Origin of the sequence: Cloacibacillus porcorum (assembly GCF_001701045.1) — a bacterium.
GTDB lineage: Bacteria > Synergistota > Synergistia > Synergistales > Synergistaceae > Cloacibacillus > Cloacibacillus porcorum.
In genome coordinates this window covers 920,048-936,726 of record NZ_CP016757.1, presented here as the reverse complement: position 1 = coordinate 936,726, position 16,679 = coordinate 920,048, and the positions used below count along the sequence as shown (strand labels likewise).

The 16,679-nt window shown below is 59.0% G+C and carries 16 protein-coding genes; 2 read left to right on the top strand and 14 right to left on the bottom strand.

The annotated features are described in order from the left end of the window. Positions 1-11: 11 nt before the first annotated feature. The 3 genes from BED41_RS04235 to glgB all read right to left on the bottom strand — a co-directional run bounded on the left by BED41_RS04235 (position 12) and on the right by glgB (position 5,581). Positions 12-1,916: an LTA synthase family protein gene (locus BED41_RS04235; RefSeq protein WP_066743417.1), complete on the bottom strand. Its 1,905-nt coding sequence runs from the start codon at positions 1,914-1,916 to the stop codon at positions 12-14. Continuing rightward, on the bottom strand, positions 1,917-3,473 hold the full coding sequence (malQ, locus tag BED41_RS04230) for a 4-alpha-glucanotransferase (RefSeq protein ID WP_066743416.1): 1,557 nt from the start codon (positions 3,471-3,473) through the stop codon (positions 1,917-1,919). A gap of 176 nt (positions 3,474-3,649) precedes the next feature. Next, positions 3,650-5,581, bottom strand: a complete 1,932-nt coding sequence (gene glgB, locus BED41_RS04225; RefSeq protein ID WP_066748949.1) for a 1,4-alpha-glucan branching protein GlgB — start codon at positions 5,579-5,581, stop codon at positions 3,650-3,652. A gap of 125 nt (positions 5,582-5,706) precedes the next feature. On the opposite strand from glgB, the gene BED41_RS04220 reads away from it, so the two are divergent. Beyond that, positions 5,707-7,137 carry an FAD-binding oxidoreductase gene (locus BED41_RS04220; protein WP_066743414.1) on the top strand — a complete coding sequence of 477 codons (1,431 nt, stop codon included), beginning with the start codon at positions 5,707-5,709 and terminating at the stop codon, positions 7,135-7,137. Between the two features lie 84 nt (positions 7,138-7,221). Here the strand turns inward: BED41_RS04220 and BED41_RS04215 are convergent, their stop codons facing one another. Further along, positions 7,222-7,452 (bottom strand): hypothetical protein, encoded by a 231-nt coding sequence (locus BED41_RS04215; RefSeq protein WP_066743412.1) that lies wholly within the window; start codon positions 7,450-7,452, stop codon positions 7,222-7,224. 75 nt (positions 7,453-7,527) lie between these two features. Continuing rightward, a complete protein-coding gene (locus tag BED41_RS04210) occupies positions 7,528-8,064 on the bottom strand; it encodes a L,D-transpeptidase (protein ID WP_066743410.1) in 537 nt (178 codons plus the stop codon). A 693-nt stretch (positions 8,065-8,757) separates the two neighbouring features. Between BED41_RS04210 and BED41_RS04205 the strand changes: the two genes are divergently transcribed. Next, complete coding sequence (locus BED41_RS04205) at positions 8,758-9,534, top strand: MetQ/NlpA family ABC transporter substrate-binding protein (protein ID WP_066743408.1); 777 nt, start codon at positions 8,758-8,760, stop codon at positions 9,532-9,534. Positions 9,535-10,012: 478 nt separating this feature from the next. Here the strand turns inward: BED41_RS04205 and BED41_RS04200 are convergent, their stop codons facing one another. From BED41_RS04200 to BED41_RS04160, 9 genes are all read right to left on the bottom strand, one after another. Continuing rightward, complete coding sequence (locus BED41_RS04200; RefSeq protein ID WP_229712391.1) at positions 10,013-10,468, bottom strand: cupin domain-containing protein; 456 nt, start codon at positions 10,466-10,468, stop codon at positions 10,013-10,015. Positions 10,469-10,535: 67 nt separating this feature from the next. After that, positions 10,536-11,759, bottom strand: a complete 1,224-nt coding sequence (locus BED41_RS04195) for an ethanolamine utilization protein EutH (protein ID WP_066743407.1) — start codon at positions 11,757-11,759, stop codon at positions 10,536-10,538. Between the two features lie 66 nt (positions 11,760-11,825). Then, a complete protein-coding gene (locus tag BED41_RS04190; RefSeq protein ID WP_066743406.1) occupies positions 11,826-12,365 on the bottom strand; it encodes a BMC domain-containing protein in 540 nt (179 codons plus the stop codon). A gap of 6 nt (positions 12,366-12,371) precedes the next feature. Beyond that, entirely contained in the window at positions 12,372-13,718 is a 1,347-nt protein-coding gene (locus BED41_RS04185; protein WP_066743405.1) for a 4Fe-4S dicluster domain-containing protein, read from the bottom strand. 4 nt (positions 13,719-13,722) lie between these two features. Then, positions 13,723-14,007 (bottom strand): EutN/CcmL family microcompartment protein, encoded by a 285-nt coding sequence (locus BED41_RS04180; protein WP_066743403.1) that lies wholly within the window; start codon positions 14,005-14,007, stop codon positions 13,723-13,725. Positions 14,008-14,021: 14 nt separating this feature from the next. Further along, on the bottom strand, positions 14,022-14,309 hold the full coding sequence (locus tag BED41_RS04175; RefSeq protein WP_066743401.1) for a hypothetical protein: 288 nt from the start codon (positions 14,307-14,309) through the stop codon (positions 14,022-14,024). Between the two features lie 112 nt (positions 14,310-14,421). Then, entirely contained in the window at positions 14,422-15,240 is an 819-nt protein-coding gene (gene eutJ / locus BED41_RS04170; RefSeq protein WP_066743399.1) for an ethanolamine utilization protein EutJ, read from the bottom strand. Continuing rightward, on the bottom strand, positions 15,237-15,890 hold the full coding sequence (gene pduL, locus BED41_RS04165) for a phosphate propanoyltransferase (RefSeq protein WP_066743389.1): 654 nt from the start codon (positions 15,888-15,890) through the stop codon (positions 15,237-15,239). The genes eutJ and pduL overlap by 4 nt, the downstream gene beginning before the upstream one ends. Further along, a complete protein-coding gene (locus BED41_RS04160) occupies positions 15,887-16,654 on the bottom strand; it encodes a cobalamin adenosyltransferase family protein (RefSeq protein WP_066743387.1) in 768 nt (255 codons plus the stop codon). The genes pduL and BED41_RS04160 overlap by 4 nt, the downstream gene beginning before the upstream one ends. Between the last annotated feature and the right edge of the window lie 25 nt (positions 16,655-16,679).

Genomic DNA, 16,679 nt, shown 5'->3' with positions numbered 1-16,679 from the left:
TCAACAATCACCTATTTACGATAGAGTTCGGGCATCAGATCATATTCCAATATCTTATCACTGACGTCGAGTATCTTTCTGACCTTTTCCGTCATCCCGGCATATGCCGCGTAATCCTTGGGCTCTCCGCTCTTCACGTTGACGGCGCTCTTCTTCGCGGGCTCGACGAATATCTCCCCCGCCACATAAGAGCCGTTGCGGAAGATCACCGGAGCCTCTGAATCGTCGAAGATGTCTGTCCCCAGACCGCTGTTGAAATCGATTCCCAACAGCAGCGCCAGCGAGCGCGGAAGATTGACAAGCCCCAAGGCCATCTTCCGGTTCCAGACGAGCCTCTTTACACCGGGAACATTTATCATGAGGGGCACGCGCTGTACATAGCGCCAATTATAGTCCTTCGTGAAATCTGTCCCCAGCAGCTTCGAGAGTGTCGGGGAATCCCAGCGGGGGATGGCGTTATGGTCGCCGTAGAGCGCGATAACGCTCCGGTCATAGAGGCCGGAGCTTTTCAATCCCTTGATAAAGACTCCGAACTCCCGGTCAAGATAGTGGATGGCGGCGAGGTAGCTGCCTACCACCGTACCTTTGTATTCGCCGGCATCGAAATCGGCCTGTTCCATCAGCCTGGGGAAATTATAGGGGTAATGGCTTGTGAGCGTCACCATAAAGGAATAGAATGGCTGCCGCTCCTGAGTGAGCATCTCCAGCGACTGGCGGAAGAAACTCTTATCACTGAGCCCCATACCGATAGACTCGTCGTTTACATAATCCTTCTTACTGATAAATTTCTCAAAACCAAGCGCGGGATACATGTGTCCCCGGTTCCAGAAGCCCGGGCGGTCACCGTGCATCGCGAATACGCGGTAGCCGTTGTCCTGCAGCGTCTTGGGAAACGCCTCGTAATGATTGCCGGCAAAACGTGTATAGGCAACGCCGGAGGCCGCCGGATAGAGCGCGGCGTTCGCGAGGAACTCCGCGTCGGAGCTGTTGCCTGAACCGGTCTGATTGTAAACGTTGGAGGCCAGCGAAGCCTCCTTCGCAAAGGCGTTGAGGTTCGGCGTCACCTCGCGCCCGCCGACCTTTAGGCCGATGACGAAGCTCTGGAGTGATTCAACCTGTATGACGATGAGATTCCTGCCTTTGGCGACGCCGAATACCCCCTGCGGGCGGCGCTGCCTCGCGAGATTTTCGCCAAACCAGTCCCTGACCTCCTCCAGCTCGGAGGCCGACAGCTTCGGGCGCGCGGCCCTGTCGGTCAGCGTATTCCAGCTGTCAACCGCGTGATAGGTCAGCGCGCCGACATTATTGCAGACCGCTGGACGGTCCCACATTGAACGCAGCACGCCGGGGACCTTTTTATTATAGGTCCTTATATGAAAGGAGAGCACGGCGACGGCGGCGGCAAAGAGCAGCAGCGTCCAGAAACAGCGCCGGAGGGTGATACGGTGAAAAAAAGGATGCACCGAGATGCGGCGAAATATCCTGAAATAGCCGAATAGCAGAGGAATGTCAATAAAATAGAGCAGATCCTTCACTGAAAAGAGGGCGAAGACAGACTCCGAGACCTCGCCGACCTGGGTCGAGAGCCCCAGATTATGGAAGGTAAAGAGATCGGAATAATAGCGCATGTGCAGAATATCCGTTATCACCAGCGCCGTCAGCAGAAAATCCAGCAGCAGCGCCAGCGCAAACCGCCCCCGGCGCCAGAAGAGCGAAACGAAGAGGACGAACATCGCTACGATCGCCGCCGAGGCGGCGACGGAGAGCGGCACGCGCACAACGAGCCGCGAGACTTCGTACTCAAGAAAATAGAACTTGAAAAAGAGAGCGGCGGCCATAAAGGAGAAGAAGATCAGCTCGCGGTAGTCACGCCCCGCCACCCGGTAGACTGCCCTGGAACTCAGAAGAAGATTCATTTAATTTACCTCTTTAAAACGTCCATATAATATATTCAGAGACCTTAGCTTTTCAGGAAAACCATGCGAGCCTGGCAAAAGCGAATCAAGCTCCGCGGGAAGCAGCCGCCAGCCCCAGTTGCCCGCCGCCTCCGCCGGCCTGTTCATGCGGCACGAGCCGTCGAGGCCGAGTATATCCTGCGCCGGCAGCACCGCGATCTCCGCGACGGAGGCGAGCGCCATATGCGCCATTACGCGGCTCACATTCTCCCGCGTGACCTCCTGCCCAGCATAGGCGGCAAAATTTATCCGCTCGCGCACCGTGGAACTCCCGCGCCACCAGCCGACGGCGGTATCGTTGTCATGCGTCCCAGTATAGACGGCACTGCGCGGCCTTATATTATGCGGCGCGTAGGGGTTATCCGCGACGTCGCCGCCAAAGGCGAACATCAGCACCTTCATTCCAGGAAGGGAAAAATCCTCCATCAGCGCGCGCACGTCGTCCGTGATGATTCCCAGATCCTCGGCGATGAGCGGCAGCTCCTCCGCGGAGAGGCCGCGCTCGGCGTGAAAGGCCTCAAGCATCTCACGCCCCAGCGCGGGACGCCAGCAGCCGTTCTGCGCCGTCGGCTCGGAGGCGGGTATCTCCCAGTAGGCGCACAGCCCCCGAAAGTGGTCGACGCGCATCAGCCCGCAGTATTTAAGGCTGTGTGACAGCCTGCCGCGCCACCAGGCGAAGCCGTCGGCGCGCATCGCCTCCCAGTTGTAGAGGGGATTGCCCCAGCGCTGCCCGGTGGGGCTGAAATAATCGGGCGGCACGCCGGCGACGCAGCGCGGCGCTCCGTCAGTATCAAGGTCGAAAAGAGAGGGAGCGGACCAAACGTCCGCGCTGTCCCAGGCGACATATATCGGCAGGTCGCCCATCAGCGTAACGCCGCGCTCGGCGCAGTAAGAGGCGAGAGCGGCCAGCTGACGGTAAAAGATAAATTGTGTAAATTCAACAAAGGAGATGCCGTCTCCGTTCTCTGCGGCAAAGGCCGCCAGGGCCTCCGTCACGCGCGCGGAAAATTCACGCGGCCATTCCGTCCAGCAGCGGCCGCCGTTTTTTTCCTTCAATATCGAAAAGAGGGCGTAATCACGGAGCCACCAGCTCTCCTCCGCGCGGAAACACTCAAAGTCCCGGCGCAGCTCCGCGAAAGACTCCGGCTGAGCGTTAAAATTCTCCCAGGCAAGCGAGAGCAGCCCGCGGCGGCAAAGTTCGGCCGCGGCAAAATCCGCCTCCCTCGCGGAGGGAAAAACCCGCGCCGTTATATCATTCATTGAAACAAGTCCCTCTTCGCAGAGCCCCTCGGGGCTTATGAAGAGTGGATTACCCGCGAAGGCGGAGGGACTGCTGTACGGCGAATTGCCAAAGACCGGAAGCACCGGAGTGAGCGGCAGCACCTGCCATATAGTGAAACCGGCTCCCTGGAGAAAATCCGCGAACCTTCTGGCGCCGGAGCCGAAATCACCTACGCCCCAGCCGCCAGGCAGCGACGATATATGCAAGAGAACTCCGCTTCTGCGTGAACTAGACAAATAAAGCCCCTCCGATGACACGATATCAGACCAACATTTTTATATTATACATGCAAATCACATACCGGCTACAGAGGCAAAAGAGGCCCCACCCGCCGCGACACTGCGAAAGCCGGCTCCCACGGGAACCGGCCTTCGCGATTCTGAAAAAATTATCCTCAGCTCAGAAAGAAACGCTAGTCCTCCGCCCCCTCGTCCGCTCCGTTCTCCGGCGTAAATATGAGGCAGCCGAGCGGCGGCAGCGTCAGCTCCGCGGAAAAAGACTGCCCGTGAAAACCCGTCTCCTCCGTATCGACGGAGCCCAGATTGCCGACGCCGGAGCCGCCGTAGAGCGAAGAGTCGCTGTTCAGCGCCTCGCGCCAGCGGCCGCCCTTCGGGAAGCCGACGCGGTAGCCGCCGCGCACCACAGGCGTAAAGTTGGCGGCGAATACCAGGGCGCCGCCCCTCTTATCGCGCCGTATAAAGGAGACCACACCGGCGTCACGGTCGCTGCAGTCTATCCATTCAAAGCCGTCGGGAGAGGTGTCGAGCTCCCACAGCTCCGGCCTGCCGCGGTAAAAATTATTCAAGTCGGCAAACCAGCGCGCGATACCGGCGTGCCGTTCGTCGCCAAGCTCATGCCAGTCGAGGCTGCGGTCGTGGTTCCACTCGCGGCTCTGGCCAAACTCGCCGCCCATAAAGACGAGCTTCTTGCCGGGGTGGCAGAACATCCAGCCGAACATCAGCCGCAGGTTCGCCGCCTTCTGCCAGCCATCGCCGGGCATCTTTTCCAGCAGCGAACACTTGCCGTGGACCACCTCGTCGTGAGAGAAGGGCAGCACGAAATTTTCCGCGTAGGCATACCACATGCCGAAGGTGAGCTGGTCGTGGCGGTACTTGCGGTAGACCGGGTCCTGCGACATATAGGAGATAAAATCATTCATCCAGCCCATATTCCACTTATAACCGAAGCCAAGGCCGCCGAGCCAGACGGGCTTCGTCACCATCGGCCACGAGGTCGACTCCTCAGCCGTCACCGATATTCCCGGGAAGTCGGCGTAGAGCGCGCAGTTCATCTCGCGCAGAAAGGCGATCGCCTCGATATTCTCCTTGCCGCCGTACTTATTAGCTACCCACTCGCCGTCGCGGCGCGAATAATCAAGATAGAGCATCGAGGCCACGGCGTCGACACGCAGGCCGTCGGCGTGGTAGCGGTCGAGCCAGTAATAGGCCGACGAAATCAGGAAACTCCGCACCTCGTTGCGTCCATAGTTGAAGATCGCGCTCTTCCAGTCGGGATGAAAACCCTGGCGCGGGTCCTCGTGCTCGTAGAGCGCCGTGCCGTCAAAGCGCGACAGGCCAAAAGAGTCCGTCGGGAAGTGCGACGGCACCCAGTCGAGGATGACGCCGATCCCGCGCGCGTGCAGCGCGTCGACGAGCGCCATAAAATCCTCCGGCGAGCCGTAGCGCGCCGTCGGCGCGAAATAACCCGTCGTCTGATAGCCCCACGAGCCGTAGAAGGGATGCTCCATGACGGGCATGAACTCGACGTGTGTAAAGCCGTTGGCCTCCAGATAGGGCGGCAGCTCGCCCGCCAAATCGCGCCACGAAAGAATGCTGTCGCCGTCGCCGCGCCGCCACGAACCGGCGTGCATCTCATATATCGACTGCGGCGCGTCGGTGGCGTTCTTCCCGGCGCGCGCCGCCATCCACTCCGCGTCCCGCCACTCGTGCGCGGGGGCGCAGACGACGGAGGCGGAGGCCGGCGGCGTCTCCGCGGCAAAGGCCAGCGGGTCGCTCTTATCGACCAGTTCCCCGCCGGCGGTCCTTATCACATATTTATAGCGGCAGCCCGCCTCCGCATCAGGGACAAAACCCTCCCAGATACCGGAGGAATCCCAGCGCGGCGCGAGCGGGCAGCCCTCGCGCTCCCACGAATTAAAATCTCCCATTACATAAACATTTTTAGCACCGGGGGCCCAAAGGGAAAAAAGGACGCCCTTCCGCCCCTCATGCTCGAACGGATGCGCGCCGAGAAAATCATATATCCTTCTGTGAGTCCCCTCGCGGAAGAGATAGACATCTCCCTCGCCTGCAAGCGTCGGGCCGTAGATTATCTCATTTTGCATGTTCATCGCCTCCAGCATCTCAAGGTTCCGCCGACCATACACGTCGAAGATCGACTGTGCAAAGCGATTTAACCGGCGTCACCTTTATGTTATTATATCCTGATATTAGGTTCGGAGGTATGTCAATGAACGATATCTTTTCTTACAATAAAATTACGGCGGAAATCACCGCGGCCCTTAAAGAAAAAATAGGCGCGCACAACGTCTGCGCGGACGAAGAAAAACTAGAGGCCTACTCGCACGACGAGGTGCCGCAGAACGCCTACGACAAAAAATATACCGCGGAGCTGCTCCTCTTCCCCGAAAGCACCGAACACGTCTCTGAAATAATGAAAATCGCCTATGAACATAAAATCCCCGTAACGCCGCGCGGCGCTGGCACCGGGCTCTCCGGCGGTGCGCTCCCCGCCTGGGGCGGCATCGTCATGAGCTTTGAAAAGATGAACCGCATCCTCGAACTCGACGAGGAAAACCTCACCATCACCACCGAGCCCGGCGTCGTAACGGCGGAGATCAGCCGCATGGCGGCGCAGCACGGCCTGCTCTACGCGGGAGACCCCTGCAGCGGCGACGCCTCCTTCATCGGCGGCAATATCGCCGAAAACGCCGGCGGCAACAAGGTGATAAAATACGGCGCGACCGGCGCACAGCTGCTCGCCCTTGAAGTGGTGCTCCCGGACGGCTCCGTCACCTGGTTCGGCGGCAAACGCCGCAAAGACGTAACGGGGCTGGACTTCGTCCACCTTATGGCCGGCTCCGAGGGCATACTCGGGATCATCACCAAGGCGGTGCTCAAGCTGATGCCGCTGCCGCGCCACTCCGTCGATCTGCTCGCCGCCTTCCCAGACACGCAAAGCGCGATCGACTTCGTGCCGCGCATCATCACCGAGGGCGGCCTCATCCCCGCGTCAATAGAATTCCTCGACCATAAGGCGCTGAAGCTAGCGGAAAAATACCTCAACACGGAGGTCCCCGCGGGAAATGCGGGCGCGGCCCTCATCATCCAGCTGGAAAACAACGACGCCGACCTCATCGAAAAGGAGTTCGAGGAGATCGGCAAACTATCCCAGAAACACGGGGCCGTCGAGGTCTACGTCGCCGATACCCGCAGCACGAAAGACCGCATCTGGCAGGCCCGCAAATCGGTGCCGGAGGCCGTATCGTTCTTCTACAGCCGTTACACGAAAGAGGATCTCGCCGTCCCCACCGCGATGGTGCCGCGGCTGCTTGAGATGATCCGCGAAAAGGCCGAGGCCGACGGCCTCGAATGGATAGCCTACGGCCACGCGGGCGACGGCAACATGCACTGCACGATCATCTCCCCCGACTGCGCCGACTGGCACGAACGGCTGCACGCCGCGCAGGAACGTATCTACGCCGAACTAATCAAGATGGGCGGCACCCTCTCCGGCGAACATGGCATCGGCTTCAAGCGCAAAGGCTACATGAAGTTCTTCCTCGACGAGGCACAGCTTGAGCTGATAAAGCGCGTGAAGCTCGCCTTCGACCCACGGAACATCCTCAACCCCGGAAAGCTCGTGGACTGGGAAAGATAAAATCGCACGGCTCCGGCCGCATAAAGACATGAAAAACTCCCGCCAATAAAACGGCGGGAGTTTTGTCGTTTGTCAATTTACCCTTTACCCCTCGTATCCAAGCTCCTTTTTCGTCTTTGCGATGTCGGCCTCGGTCTCCTTTATCCAGCGGGCGAGCGTCTCCGGCTTTATCTTCTTGGACTTTGGGTCGTTCAGCAGCGTGTCGAGCTTTTTCTCCTGTATCTTGAGCCACTCGACCTTCGCCTCGCGGAACTGTATATCGGCGACGGTGTTTCCGCGTTCTCCGTCATCCTCTTTCACAAATGCGCGGCTCATGGGCATACCGCCTCCCTTCGATGATTCTGCATTAAAACTCGCGCTTACACCAATTCATTACCCGTCATTCGCCGTTCAGATAGTCTCCTTTGAAAAAGGCATATCGTCGCCGTCAACGATCACGACCCGCATCTTCGGCTTGACATAGGTGACGAGATCCTCGATATCGGGATTCTTGAGCCTGACGCAGCCGTGTGTCGCCCAGCGCCCGACAGAGCCGGGGTTGTTCGTGCCGTGGATCGCGATCTGCCATTTGTTGTAAAAGGAGATCAGCTTCGAACCGTAGGCTCCGGGAGCGGCCTCTCCGGGCTCGTTGAACCAGGCGGGGTCAAAGACCAGCTTCGTGGCGTCGGGGATCACCCGGTAGATCGTAAAGGTTCCCGTCGGCGTGATGAGGTCCATACGCGAGGTCTTGGTCTTGCCGCGCCCCTTGCCGACCGAGACGGGCCAGCTCTTCACGACCTCGCCGCCCTTAAAGAGCGTGAGCCTCAGCTGCTGCTTGTTGATCTTGATCCAGTACTCCCCCGCCTTCGGCGACCAGGGAGCCGCCGCGCAGGCCGCGGCCGCGCTGACGAAGATAAAAACTAACGCGGTGATGAATATCCTTTTCATAAAAACACTCCAATTTCTCTATAACTTTTTTTATTATAATACAAATTCAGTTTTCAGGCACAGCATTGTGTACCTAGTATTTTTTCGTAAAAATACTTTTAACGGCAATCTGTCAAAATAATCATCGGGACAAACAAATGAAAGCCAGCCGCCAACGCCCGTGCCGCCGGGCAGCGCCATTTTTAGCGCTTTCACAACGTTCGCCGTAAATTACCTTAGAGATATTAAAAAATCACGCGCTTTCCCCCCTGTAAATGTTCACCGCAGTCTGTCACTGCCATGTGAGAGCGAAAAATGCCGCCGCCCGGCAGCGCGGGCTGCTCAATGTTTCTGTTAGGGGACTGACGCGCTGCCCGGAAATAATCAACGGCGTACTTGACATTATTCGGCTGATGAGTATAAAATCTCACCAATGATTTTTCAGCGCCTATTTTGGAGGGAAGGAGGAAACGCCGTGTATTCAGCAAGCCATATTTCGATAATGTACATGATGATGTGCGCTCACTGCGGGTCCTCTCCTGAACTGACCGGCGCTTAAGTACGCGCGTTGTCATTACAGGACCGGGTCCGCCGCTGCGGGTCCGGTCTTTTTTATGTCTTTTGAAAAATTTACGGGAGAGGAGATAAGAGACTGGTCAAAAGACAGCAGGCAATTTTTAATTATGAATATATAAAACTACTGGAGGTATCACTGTGAAAAAAATAATTCTTGCGGCCATAGCATTGCTCGTACTCTCGTCATCCGCCTTCGCGGCGGAAAAGATCGTCCTCGGAGTCACCCCCTTCCCCGCGAAAGAGATCGCGGACGTCGCCAAAGAGGTGCTGGCAAAACAGGGCTACAAACTGGATATCAAAGAATTCACCGACTTCGTGCAGCCGAACTTCGCATTGGAGGACAAGAGCCTCGACGCCAATTTCTTCCAGCACATCCCCTATCTTGAGAACATGAAGAGCGAAAAAAAGCTTGACATCGTGCCGCTCGTAAAGGTCCACCTGCTCCCCATCGGCATCTACTCGCAAAAAATAACGTCGCTGAAAGACGTTAAAGAAAAGTCGGTAGTCGCCGTTCCCAACGACCCGACAAACGGCTTCCGCGCCTACAAGCTGCTTGAGCGCGAAGGGCTGCTCAAGATGAAGCCCGGCAACAAGCTGACCGCCGCCGACATCGTTGAAAACCCCAAGAAGCTTAAGATAAGGGAGCTTGAAGCGCCGCAGCTGCCGCGCACACTTCCCGACACGACAATCTCCGTCATCAACATGAACTTCGCCGTCGACGCGGGGCTCAACCCCTCGAAAGACGCCCTCGCGCTTGAGTCGAAGGACTCCCCCTACGCCGTCGTGCTCGCCTGCCGCAGCGGCGACAAGGACAGCGCTAAGATAAAGGCGCTCGCGAAGGCGCTGAATTCACCGGAGGTGAAGAAGTTCATCAACGAGAAGCTGTCGGCCAAGGGTGTCATTCCCGCCTTCTAAATCTGTAAATCGGCGTTTATACGCACTGTCTGCGTCATAACTTGCCCCCTGAGTGTCCTCGCCGTATGCAAATACGGCTCCGGTACTCAGGGGGCAAGTTATTTAGCATCCAGCACGTCTAAACGCCGATTTATCTTCGATGGGGTCAATGATAAATAGCAGTTTAGCTCCGGTAGACTAAACGATGTATTTTTGTTTGATTTGTCATGCCGGGCTTGACCCGGCATCCAGAGTCTTGTTTTTCTCGCATTTCGTAGTCAGCCCTGAAGGCGCTGGGCTCCGGCTCGGAGGCCGGAGCGACAAGACTATGGCAAATGATAGCTTTGCCTTTACGGCCAGGATGGTAAATCGGCGTTTAGAAGTGCGAGTTGCTAAATAAAATGGTGGTTCCGATACCGGAGCCGTATCTTCATACGGCGAGGATTCGGAGCCACCGTTTTATGACGCAAATCGTGCTTATAAACGCCGATTTACCGATTTACTGCCAGTTAGCGGGATAAACGAAATACGCGTACCTCGCGGTCTTCGGCGTCCGGAAGTGGATGTGGCTCCCCTTCGGGATGTATATGATGTCCCCCGGCTTACCGGTCACGACGCGGCCGTCGATCTCTATTTCGAGGACCCCCTCGAATACCACGTCGTATTCGTCGTAGGTCAGCGTCCACTCAAAGTTCGCCCCGTCAAGCTCCATGATGCCCGCGCCGATGCGCGGCGCCTCCTCCAGCGTCACAACATCCTTGAGCCTCACTCCTGGTTCGCCCTGGAAGGGCTCACATTTTACCGTCTCGCTCTTGATGAGGATTATGCCGCTCGGGTCCACGACCTTCGTGAAGCCGCCGGACTCGGGACGGCGGGCGGCGAGGCCCTGTATCACCTCGGTCACTATCTCCCGCAGCATCTGTTCGCTGACGTTCATTTTATTTGTATTTTCCATTTCTTTTGCCTCCTCTTTGACTATCGGGCAGCCTGCGCAGCCGCCCTCGCAGAGACCCGGCATGACATCAGGCCTTTGCCTCTTTTATCTTCGCGAGCAGCATCGGCGCGAGGAAGTTCGCGAGGATCACCGCCGTGATACCGGCGACGAGTTTGCCGACGACTACGGGGAAGATCATCTCCGGGTTGGCCCCCGCGGTGAATCCGAGGTGGTCTCCGAAGACGAAGGCCGCCGATACGGTGAAGGCCACGTTAAGCAGCTTGCCCTTCGGGTCCATCTTCTCAAAGATATTGAACATCGCGATGTTGTTGGCAAGGTTCGCGACCATACCGGCTGCCGCCTCCTCGTTCATTCCGAGGTGGCGTCCGACCGCCTCCAGCGCGCCGCCGAAGGTGCGCGTGATCCACTTGACCATCGGGAAGGCGCCGATGAGCACGGTCGCGATCTGGCCGCAGATCAGCAGCCCGTCTTCCAGCGGTATGCTGCCGCCCTCTTCCGCGGGGACGACCATCTGGTCAAAGAGCGGGAAGTGGATGCCGGTCTGGTATTCAAATACCGCGATGGCGGTGAGGATCGTTATCAGTATCGTGACCGCCGAGCCGAAGACGTTGAAGCCGTTTATCATCTTCTGCGGCCGGAACCAGAGGCCGACGCAGATAAGTCCCGCGATGATGATGACGGGGATGAGGTTCACGAGGATCGTCGCGAGATTTATCTTGTAGGGGGTCATGTTCATCAGCAGGCCTCCCGCGATGCAGCCGAGCGGAATGGTGATGAGCCCCGCGAGGACGCCCGCGCCGAGATAGGGGCGGTCCTGCACCTTGATGATCGAGAGCGCGACGGGGATCGTGAAGACGATAGTCGGCCCCATCATCGTGCCGAGTATCAGCCCTGAGAAGTTTCCGATCGAATCGTTGGCGGCGAGCTTCATCGCGAGCGGGTACCCGCCCATGTCGCAGGCGAGCAGCGTCGTCGCGAACATCGAGGCGTCGGAGCCGACCATGCCGTAGATGGGGACGATTATCGGCTTGAGGATTATCGCCAGCACCGGCGCGGCGGCGACGACGCCAGCCATCGCGATGGCAAGCGGCCCCATCGCGTTGAAGCCATTGTCGAACTCTTCCCCGTAGCCCCATTTGTTGCCGCGTATTTTGTCTATCGCGCCGAGCAGCATGAATATCATCATCACGAAGATGATCGCCGAGTTGACCGATAGATTGCTGATCCAGCTGTGCAGGCTTTCCGTGAACACCTGTATGTTTGAAAGGTTGCCGATCAGTTCGTCAAACATTTACCATTCCCTCTTTCCTGTTTTTCGCAAAGCGGCCGCGCCGCCGTTTCCCATTTTTACCCGCGTCTATATAAGTTTCTCGACGAGCTGTTTGGAGGGGCGCGGGATGACCGTCTTGGAGACCAGCAGCGCCTCCTCCTTCGTCGCCGCGGCGACGGCGGCGCGCACAGAACCGACGTCGCCCGTGAGGGTGACGAAGCCCTTGCCGCCGATCGCGAAGCCGATGCGTATCTCTATGAGTCTCACGTTAGCGGCCTTCGCCGCGATGTCCGCCGCCGTTATCGCCGAGGCGACGGAGAAGTATTCCATGACGCCGACCGCCTCTATCTCGCCGGGGCGGGTGGTCATCATGATCGCCGGGCATATCTGCGGATCGATGTTCGGTATCAGCAGTTCGTCGACGACGTAGTGTCCCGCCGCCGTCTGCCCCGCGCTCATCGCGGCGCGCACCGCACCGACCTCCCCGTGTACTATCGTTATGTATTTGCCGGGGCAGATGGTCGAGGCGTGGATAAGTTCGACATTCGCCGCCTTCACCATCGCGTCGGCGGTGTTGATACCCTCCGCGATGCTCGATAGCTCTATCATTCCTATGGCGTTTCCCATCTTCGTTTACACCCCGCTCACTATGCGCGCGCCCTGCACGCTGATATCTCTTACCGTTCCGTCTATGCTCGCGTAGATATTTGAGGAGAGCCCCTCCGCGGCCTTCGCGAGCAGGTCGCCGCGCCGCACCGCCGCGCCCTCCGCCACGACCGCCTCCGCCGCCCTGCCGATGCTCTGCCGGAAGGGTATGTAGACCGTCCTCGGCTGGTATTCAAGGCAGCGTTCCGCGTGTCCCGGATAGTAGTCGCGGAGGCCGAGGCGCGCGACAAGCCTCTCGGTCGGTATCAGCCTGTCGCTGAAAGAGCCGCGCGCCTCGGGATGCGGATCGACCGGCGATTCAAGGCCGCGCGAGCGCAGTACCCCTTTAAAGTATTCGTTGACGCGGCGCGGAGAGAGATTCATCGGGCAGGCGTAGAGTTCGCATATCCCGCAGCTGCAGCAGTTCATCGCATCGCCGAAGGCGCGCACGAATTCCGCGTCGTCCTTTATCTGCCCTTCCATCCAGAGGCCGCGCATCACCATATGCGGCTCCATCTCCTGGCCGATCAGCCAGCGCGGGCAGAGGTCGGTGCAGTAGCGGCACTGTATGCAGGCGCTGCGCGACTGGAGGCGTATCCGCTGCATTTTAAGTTTTGAACGGCCCACGAGGTAGTGGTCCGGCGGCAGGACGAGGATGTTTCCCGTCGTCTTGGTCACGACGGCGGCGTCGATCTTCTCTTTTTCCGAGAGGACCAGCCCCATCATCGGGCCGCCGTTTATCACGGCGTATTCGGAGAGCTTCGTCCCCGCGAGAGCCACGCATTCGCGGAAGGAGGTGCCGACCGGCACGCGGAGCATCACCGGCTCGCGCACCGCTCCCGTGACGGAGAGGTATTTGTCCGTCACCTGACGGCCCTCAAGCGCCTCGTGGACGCTGCGCATCGTGCCGACGTTGTCCACGACGCAGCCGACGCTGATCGGGATGCCGCGCGCGGGGATGCTGCGCCCCGTCACGTAGTAGACCATCGTATGTTCGTCGCCCGCGGGGTAGAAGGCGGGCATCTTCACGATCTCAATGTCCGCGCCGCTTTTTTCGATCGCCGCCGAGAGGGCCGCCGCCTCCGCCTCGTATTTTTCCTTAAGGGCGACGACGGTGCGTTTCGCGCCGAGATGGGCGGATACCGCGGCCGTACCCGCGATGATCTCTTCGGGGAAGGTGCGCATGAGGTATTTATCCGTCTCGATGAGCGGTTCACATTCCGCCCCGTTCACTATAAAGCATTCGGCCCTGGTATTGAGTTTCGCGTAGGTCGGGAAGCCCGCGCCGCCCTCGCCAACCACGCCGGCCCATTTTATCGCCTCTAATAATTCCATCTTTTCACTCCCTCTTGCAGCCGGGCAGCTCAAAGTTGTCGACTATCGCCACGACGGTGGCGTCCACGGGGAGCGACATGTCGCCCGCGGCGCTGCGCGCCGAACTGCCTCCGACGAAGAGCACCATTTCGCCGCAGCCCGCGCCGATCATATCCGCCGCGACGATCGGCGCTCCGTCGTCCTCTCCCGTCGTTATGTTTATGCGCTGAAGGATCAAGAGGGTGAAGCCGGAGAGCTTCTGTTCCTTGCGCGTAGCCCATATATTGCCTATCACTCTTGCGACCTTCATCGTTCATTCCTCCGTCAGCCGCGTTTTACGGCTATATCGTGCGCATGCGCGTATTCTTTGGCCAGATCCGTCATTATCGCGCGTTCCGCGATCCGTACCGCCGAGGCCCCGCCTCTGCGTGCCTCGACGATGTCCTTTTCCGTTATTACCCGTTTTTCAAGCCGTACCTCCGCGCGCGGGGTCTCCCGCTCCCTTTCAGGGACGTGGGAAGAGGGCGCGCAGGGAGCTTTTTCTCTTTCGAGCGCCTCCAGCTTTTCAATGACGCGCGTTACAATCTCCGCGATCAGCTTTTCGTAATTCATCCGGGCAGCCTCCTTTCCTGTATAGCCGCTGATTTGCGCCGCAAAAATAAACCATATCTCCGGCGGCCGAACTTACTTTGCCCGCCGGAGGGCGCATCTGATCAGCGGCCGGCTATACCTTGCAGTTCATCGCAATCCCCGCCGGTGTGACGAGGAAGGGATCGTCCGGCTTCACCGTATGGATGCCGGTTACCTTTTCAAAGACCTCTTCAATACCGGTGAGACAGCTTGTCCCGCCGCAGAGGTATATGGTGTCGGCCTCGTTCCTGTCTATGCTGCGCGCCACGATCGTCGCCATTTTTTCGATCACGGGGCGTACGATGGGGAATATCTCCCCGTGTTTTCTATAGTCCTGTTTCACCGCCTCGGCCTGCTCAAAGGGTATGCGGTAGTTTCCCGAGAGGACGAGGCTCAGATGAGTCCCGCCGGTCGGCTCGTCATATATCTTTTCCACGACGCCGTCTTTGAAGACCGCGAGACCTGTGGTGCCGCCGCCGATGTCCACGACCACGCCGTTGTCTATCTTGTAGACGGAGTTCGCCGCCGTCGGCTCGTCCAGTATCTCCGTAACCTCGAAGCCCGCGCCCTCCGCGATGTACTGGTGGGTGCGGACGCTGCCCTCGGTGCCGGCGGGCATCGCGATCGCGCACTTTGTCAGCTCCGTGCCCAGCCGCCGCTCGAGCTCGCCTTTGAGCCGCCGCACGACGGAGAGCGCCCCCTGGTAATCGACGACGACGCCGTCGCGGAGCACGCCCGCCGCCTCTTTTTCACAGGCGACTGGGTTGTCGTTTTCGTCGAGAACGACGATGACTATATAGGCGGTGCCGAGGTCAAGCCCGGCCTTGAGTTTTTTCCCCGCCGGTTTGAAGCACCTCTTTTCGGAGGCCGCCACCTTCGCCATATAGGCGTTTATCCTCTTCAGATCCATCATTTGACCGGCTCCTGTTTGAGTATCTGTCCCAGCGTGAAGCCGCGCACGTCGGCGGCGTTCGCCTCGTCGAAGTCTATGTGCATGCGGTAGCTGAATTTATCGCTCACGCGCAGCACGACGTCCTGGAGGATCACCGGCCGGTCGGTGAAGAGCTGGACGCTGACGATCTCGCCGTTTTTAAAGCCCAGGTGCCGCGCCGTCGTCTCCGGCACGTGGACGTGGCGCTTCGCGATTATCACGCCCTGGGGAATCGTCACCGCCCCACGCGGCCCCTCGATCGTGATGCGGCCGCTGCCGTCGATGTGGCCCGACTCGCGTATCGGCGCGGCGATGCCGAGGGCGATACAGTCGCTCTTTGAGAGCTCCACCTGCGTCTGTCCGCGGAAGGGGCCGAGCACCGCGACCCTGTCCATCCGTCCCTTCGGCGTAATGAGGCTGACGCGCTCCTCGGAGAGGTACTGTCCCGGCTGGGAGAGGGGGCGTTTCGGCGTCAGGTCGCTTTTTTCCGTGCCGAATATGGCCTCCCAGTCCTTTTGCGAGAGGTGCACATGGCGCGCCGAGACCTCGACCTCGACGAGCCCGGCCTTCGCGATCGCCTCCATCACGCGGTCAACGACCGCCGCCGTTATTCCGTTCGCCGCGCCGCTCATATGTTGTTCTCCTGCAGATAGGTACACATCATGATGTGTACGGCGCTTGAGAGGCGGTTGAATATTTCGAGGATATCCTGCCGCTCGTAGTTCGTTCCGTTTTTAAAGGCGTTCACCGCCGTCACCTCCGCTTCGCGCACCGCGGTGCGCAGTTGGTTCAACAGGGCGTAGGCGATTCCCATTTTGTAATCGGGCAGGCGCATGTATTTCACGTGGAAGAACTTCATCGGCGCGTGCGAGCGCTCGCGCAGCTCGGCGGATGTGAGGCCGATTATCTTTTCCACGCGCAGCGGCTCGTTAAGGGCGTCGCAGCGCATTATTTCGCGCAGCACGCCGAGGATGTCGTCAAGATCCGCGATCATTTTGCCGTAGCCCGTCTTCTCATTAAGTATCGCCTGGTCGAGTACGATGAGTGCCTGAAGGCTGTCCAGCTTGCCGCGGAAGGCTATCCGCGGATGGTTCTTCACCACCAGCATGTCGCCCTCGATCTGCGTCATGTACTCCGGCTTTTCAAGGTAGAGCGCGCCCGTCTCGTAATCCCTGTATTTCGCCTGCAGCGGCGCCGCCATTTCGGGTGTTCTTTCGGCGGGAACCGCCGCCTCCTTCTGACGCTCGGAGGCGGACTCCCGGCTGATCTTTATCTTTCTCTGCTGCAGGTATTCGCGCGCCGCGGGCGAAAGCATCATGCCATCCGGCACGCGGTACTCCGTGATTTCGCTTCTTTTCAGTTCATCGCGCAGCATCGCCTCTGTGATAACTTTCAAGGGAATCAACTCCTAAGAGCGTCCC

Coding starts and splice junctions, on each gene's coding strand:
- BED41_RS04180 (WP_066743403.1), bottom strand. CDS start 14,007: ATGAAGGTCGCAAGAGTGATAGGCAATATATGGGCTACGCGCAAGGAA.
- BED41_RS04195 (WP_066743407.1), bottom strand. CDS start 11,759: ATGTTTGACGAACTGATCGGCAACCTTTCAAACATACAGGTGTTCACG.
- BED41_RS04235 (WP_066743417.1), bottom strand. CDS start 1,916: ATGAATCTTCTTCTGAGTTCCAGGGCAGTCTACCGGGTGGCGGGGCGT.
- BED41_RS04200 (WP_229712391.1), bottom strand. CDS start 10,468: ATGGAAAATACAAATAAAATGAACGTCAGCGAACAGATGCTGCGGGAG.
- BED41_RS04215 (WP_066743412.1), bottom strand. CDS start 7,452: ATGAGCCGCGCATTTGTGAAAGAGGATGACGGAGAACGCGGAAACACC.
- pduL (WP_066743389.1), bottom strand. CDS start 15,890: ATGAGCGGCGCGGCGAACGGAATAACGGCGGCGGTCGTTGACCGCGTG.
- BED41_RS04190 (WP_066743406.1), bottom strand. CDS start 12,365: ATGGGAAACGCCATAGGAATGATAGAGCTATCGAGCATCGCGGAGGGT.
- glgB (WP_066748949.1), bottom strand. CDS start 5,581: ATGCAAAATGAGATAATCTACGGCCCGACGCTTGCAGGCGAGGGAGAT.
- eutJ (WP_066743399.1), bottom strand. CDS start 15,240: ATGATGGATCTGAAGAGGATAAACGCCTATATGGCGAAGGTGGCGGCC.
- BED41_RS04175 (WP_066743401.1), bottom strand. CDS start 14,309: ATGAATTACGAAAAGCTGATCGCGGAGATTGTAACGCGCGTCATTGAA.
- BED41_RS04185 (WP_066743405.1), bottom strand. CDS start 13,718: ATGGAATTATTAGAGGCGATAAAATGGGCCGGCGTGGTTGGCGAGGGC.
- BED41_RS04210 (WP_066743410.1), bottom strand. CDS start 8,064: ATGAAAAGGATATTCATCACCGCGTTAGTTTTTATCTTCGTCAGCGCG.
- BED41_RS04220 (WP_066743414.1), top strand. CDS start 5,707: ATGAACGATATCTTTTCTTACAATAAAATTACGGCGGAAATCACCGCG.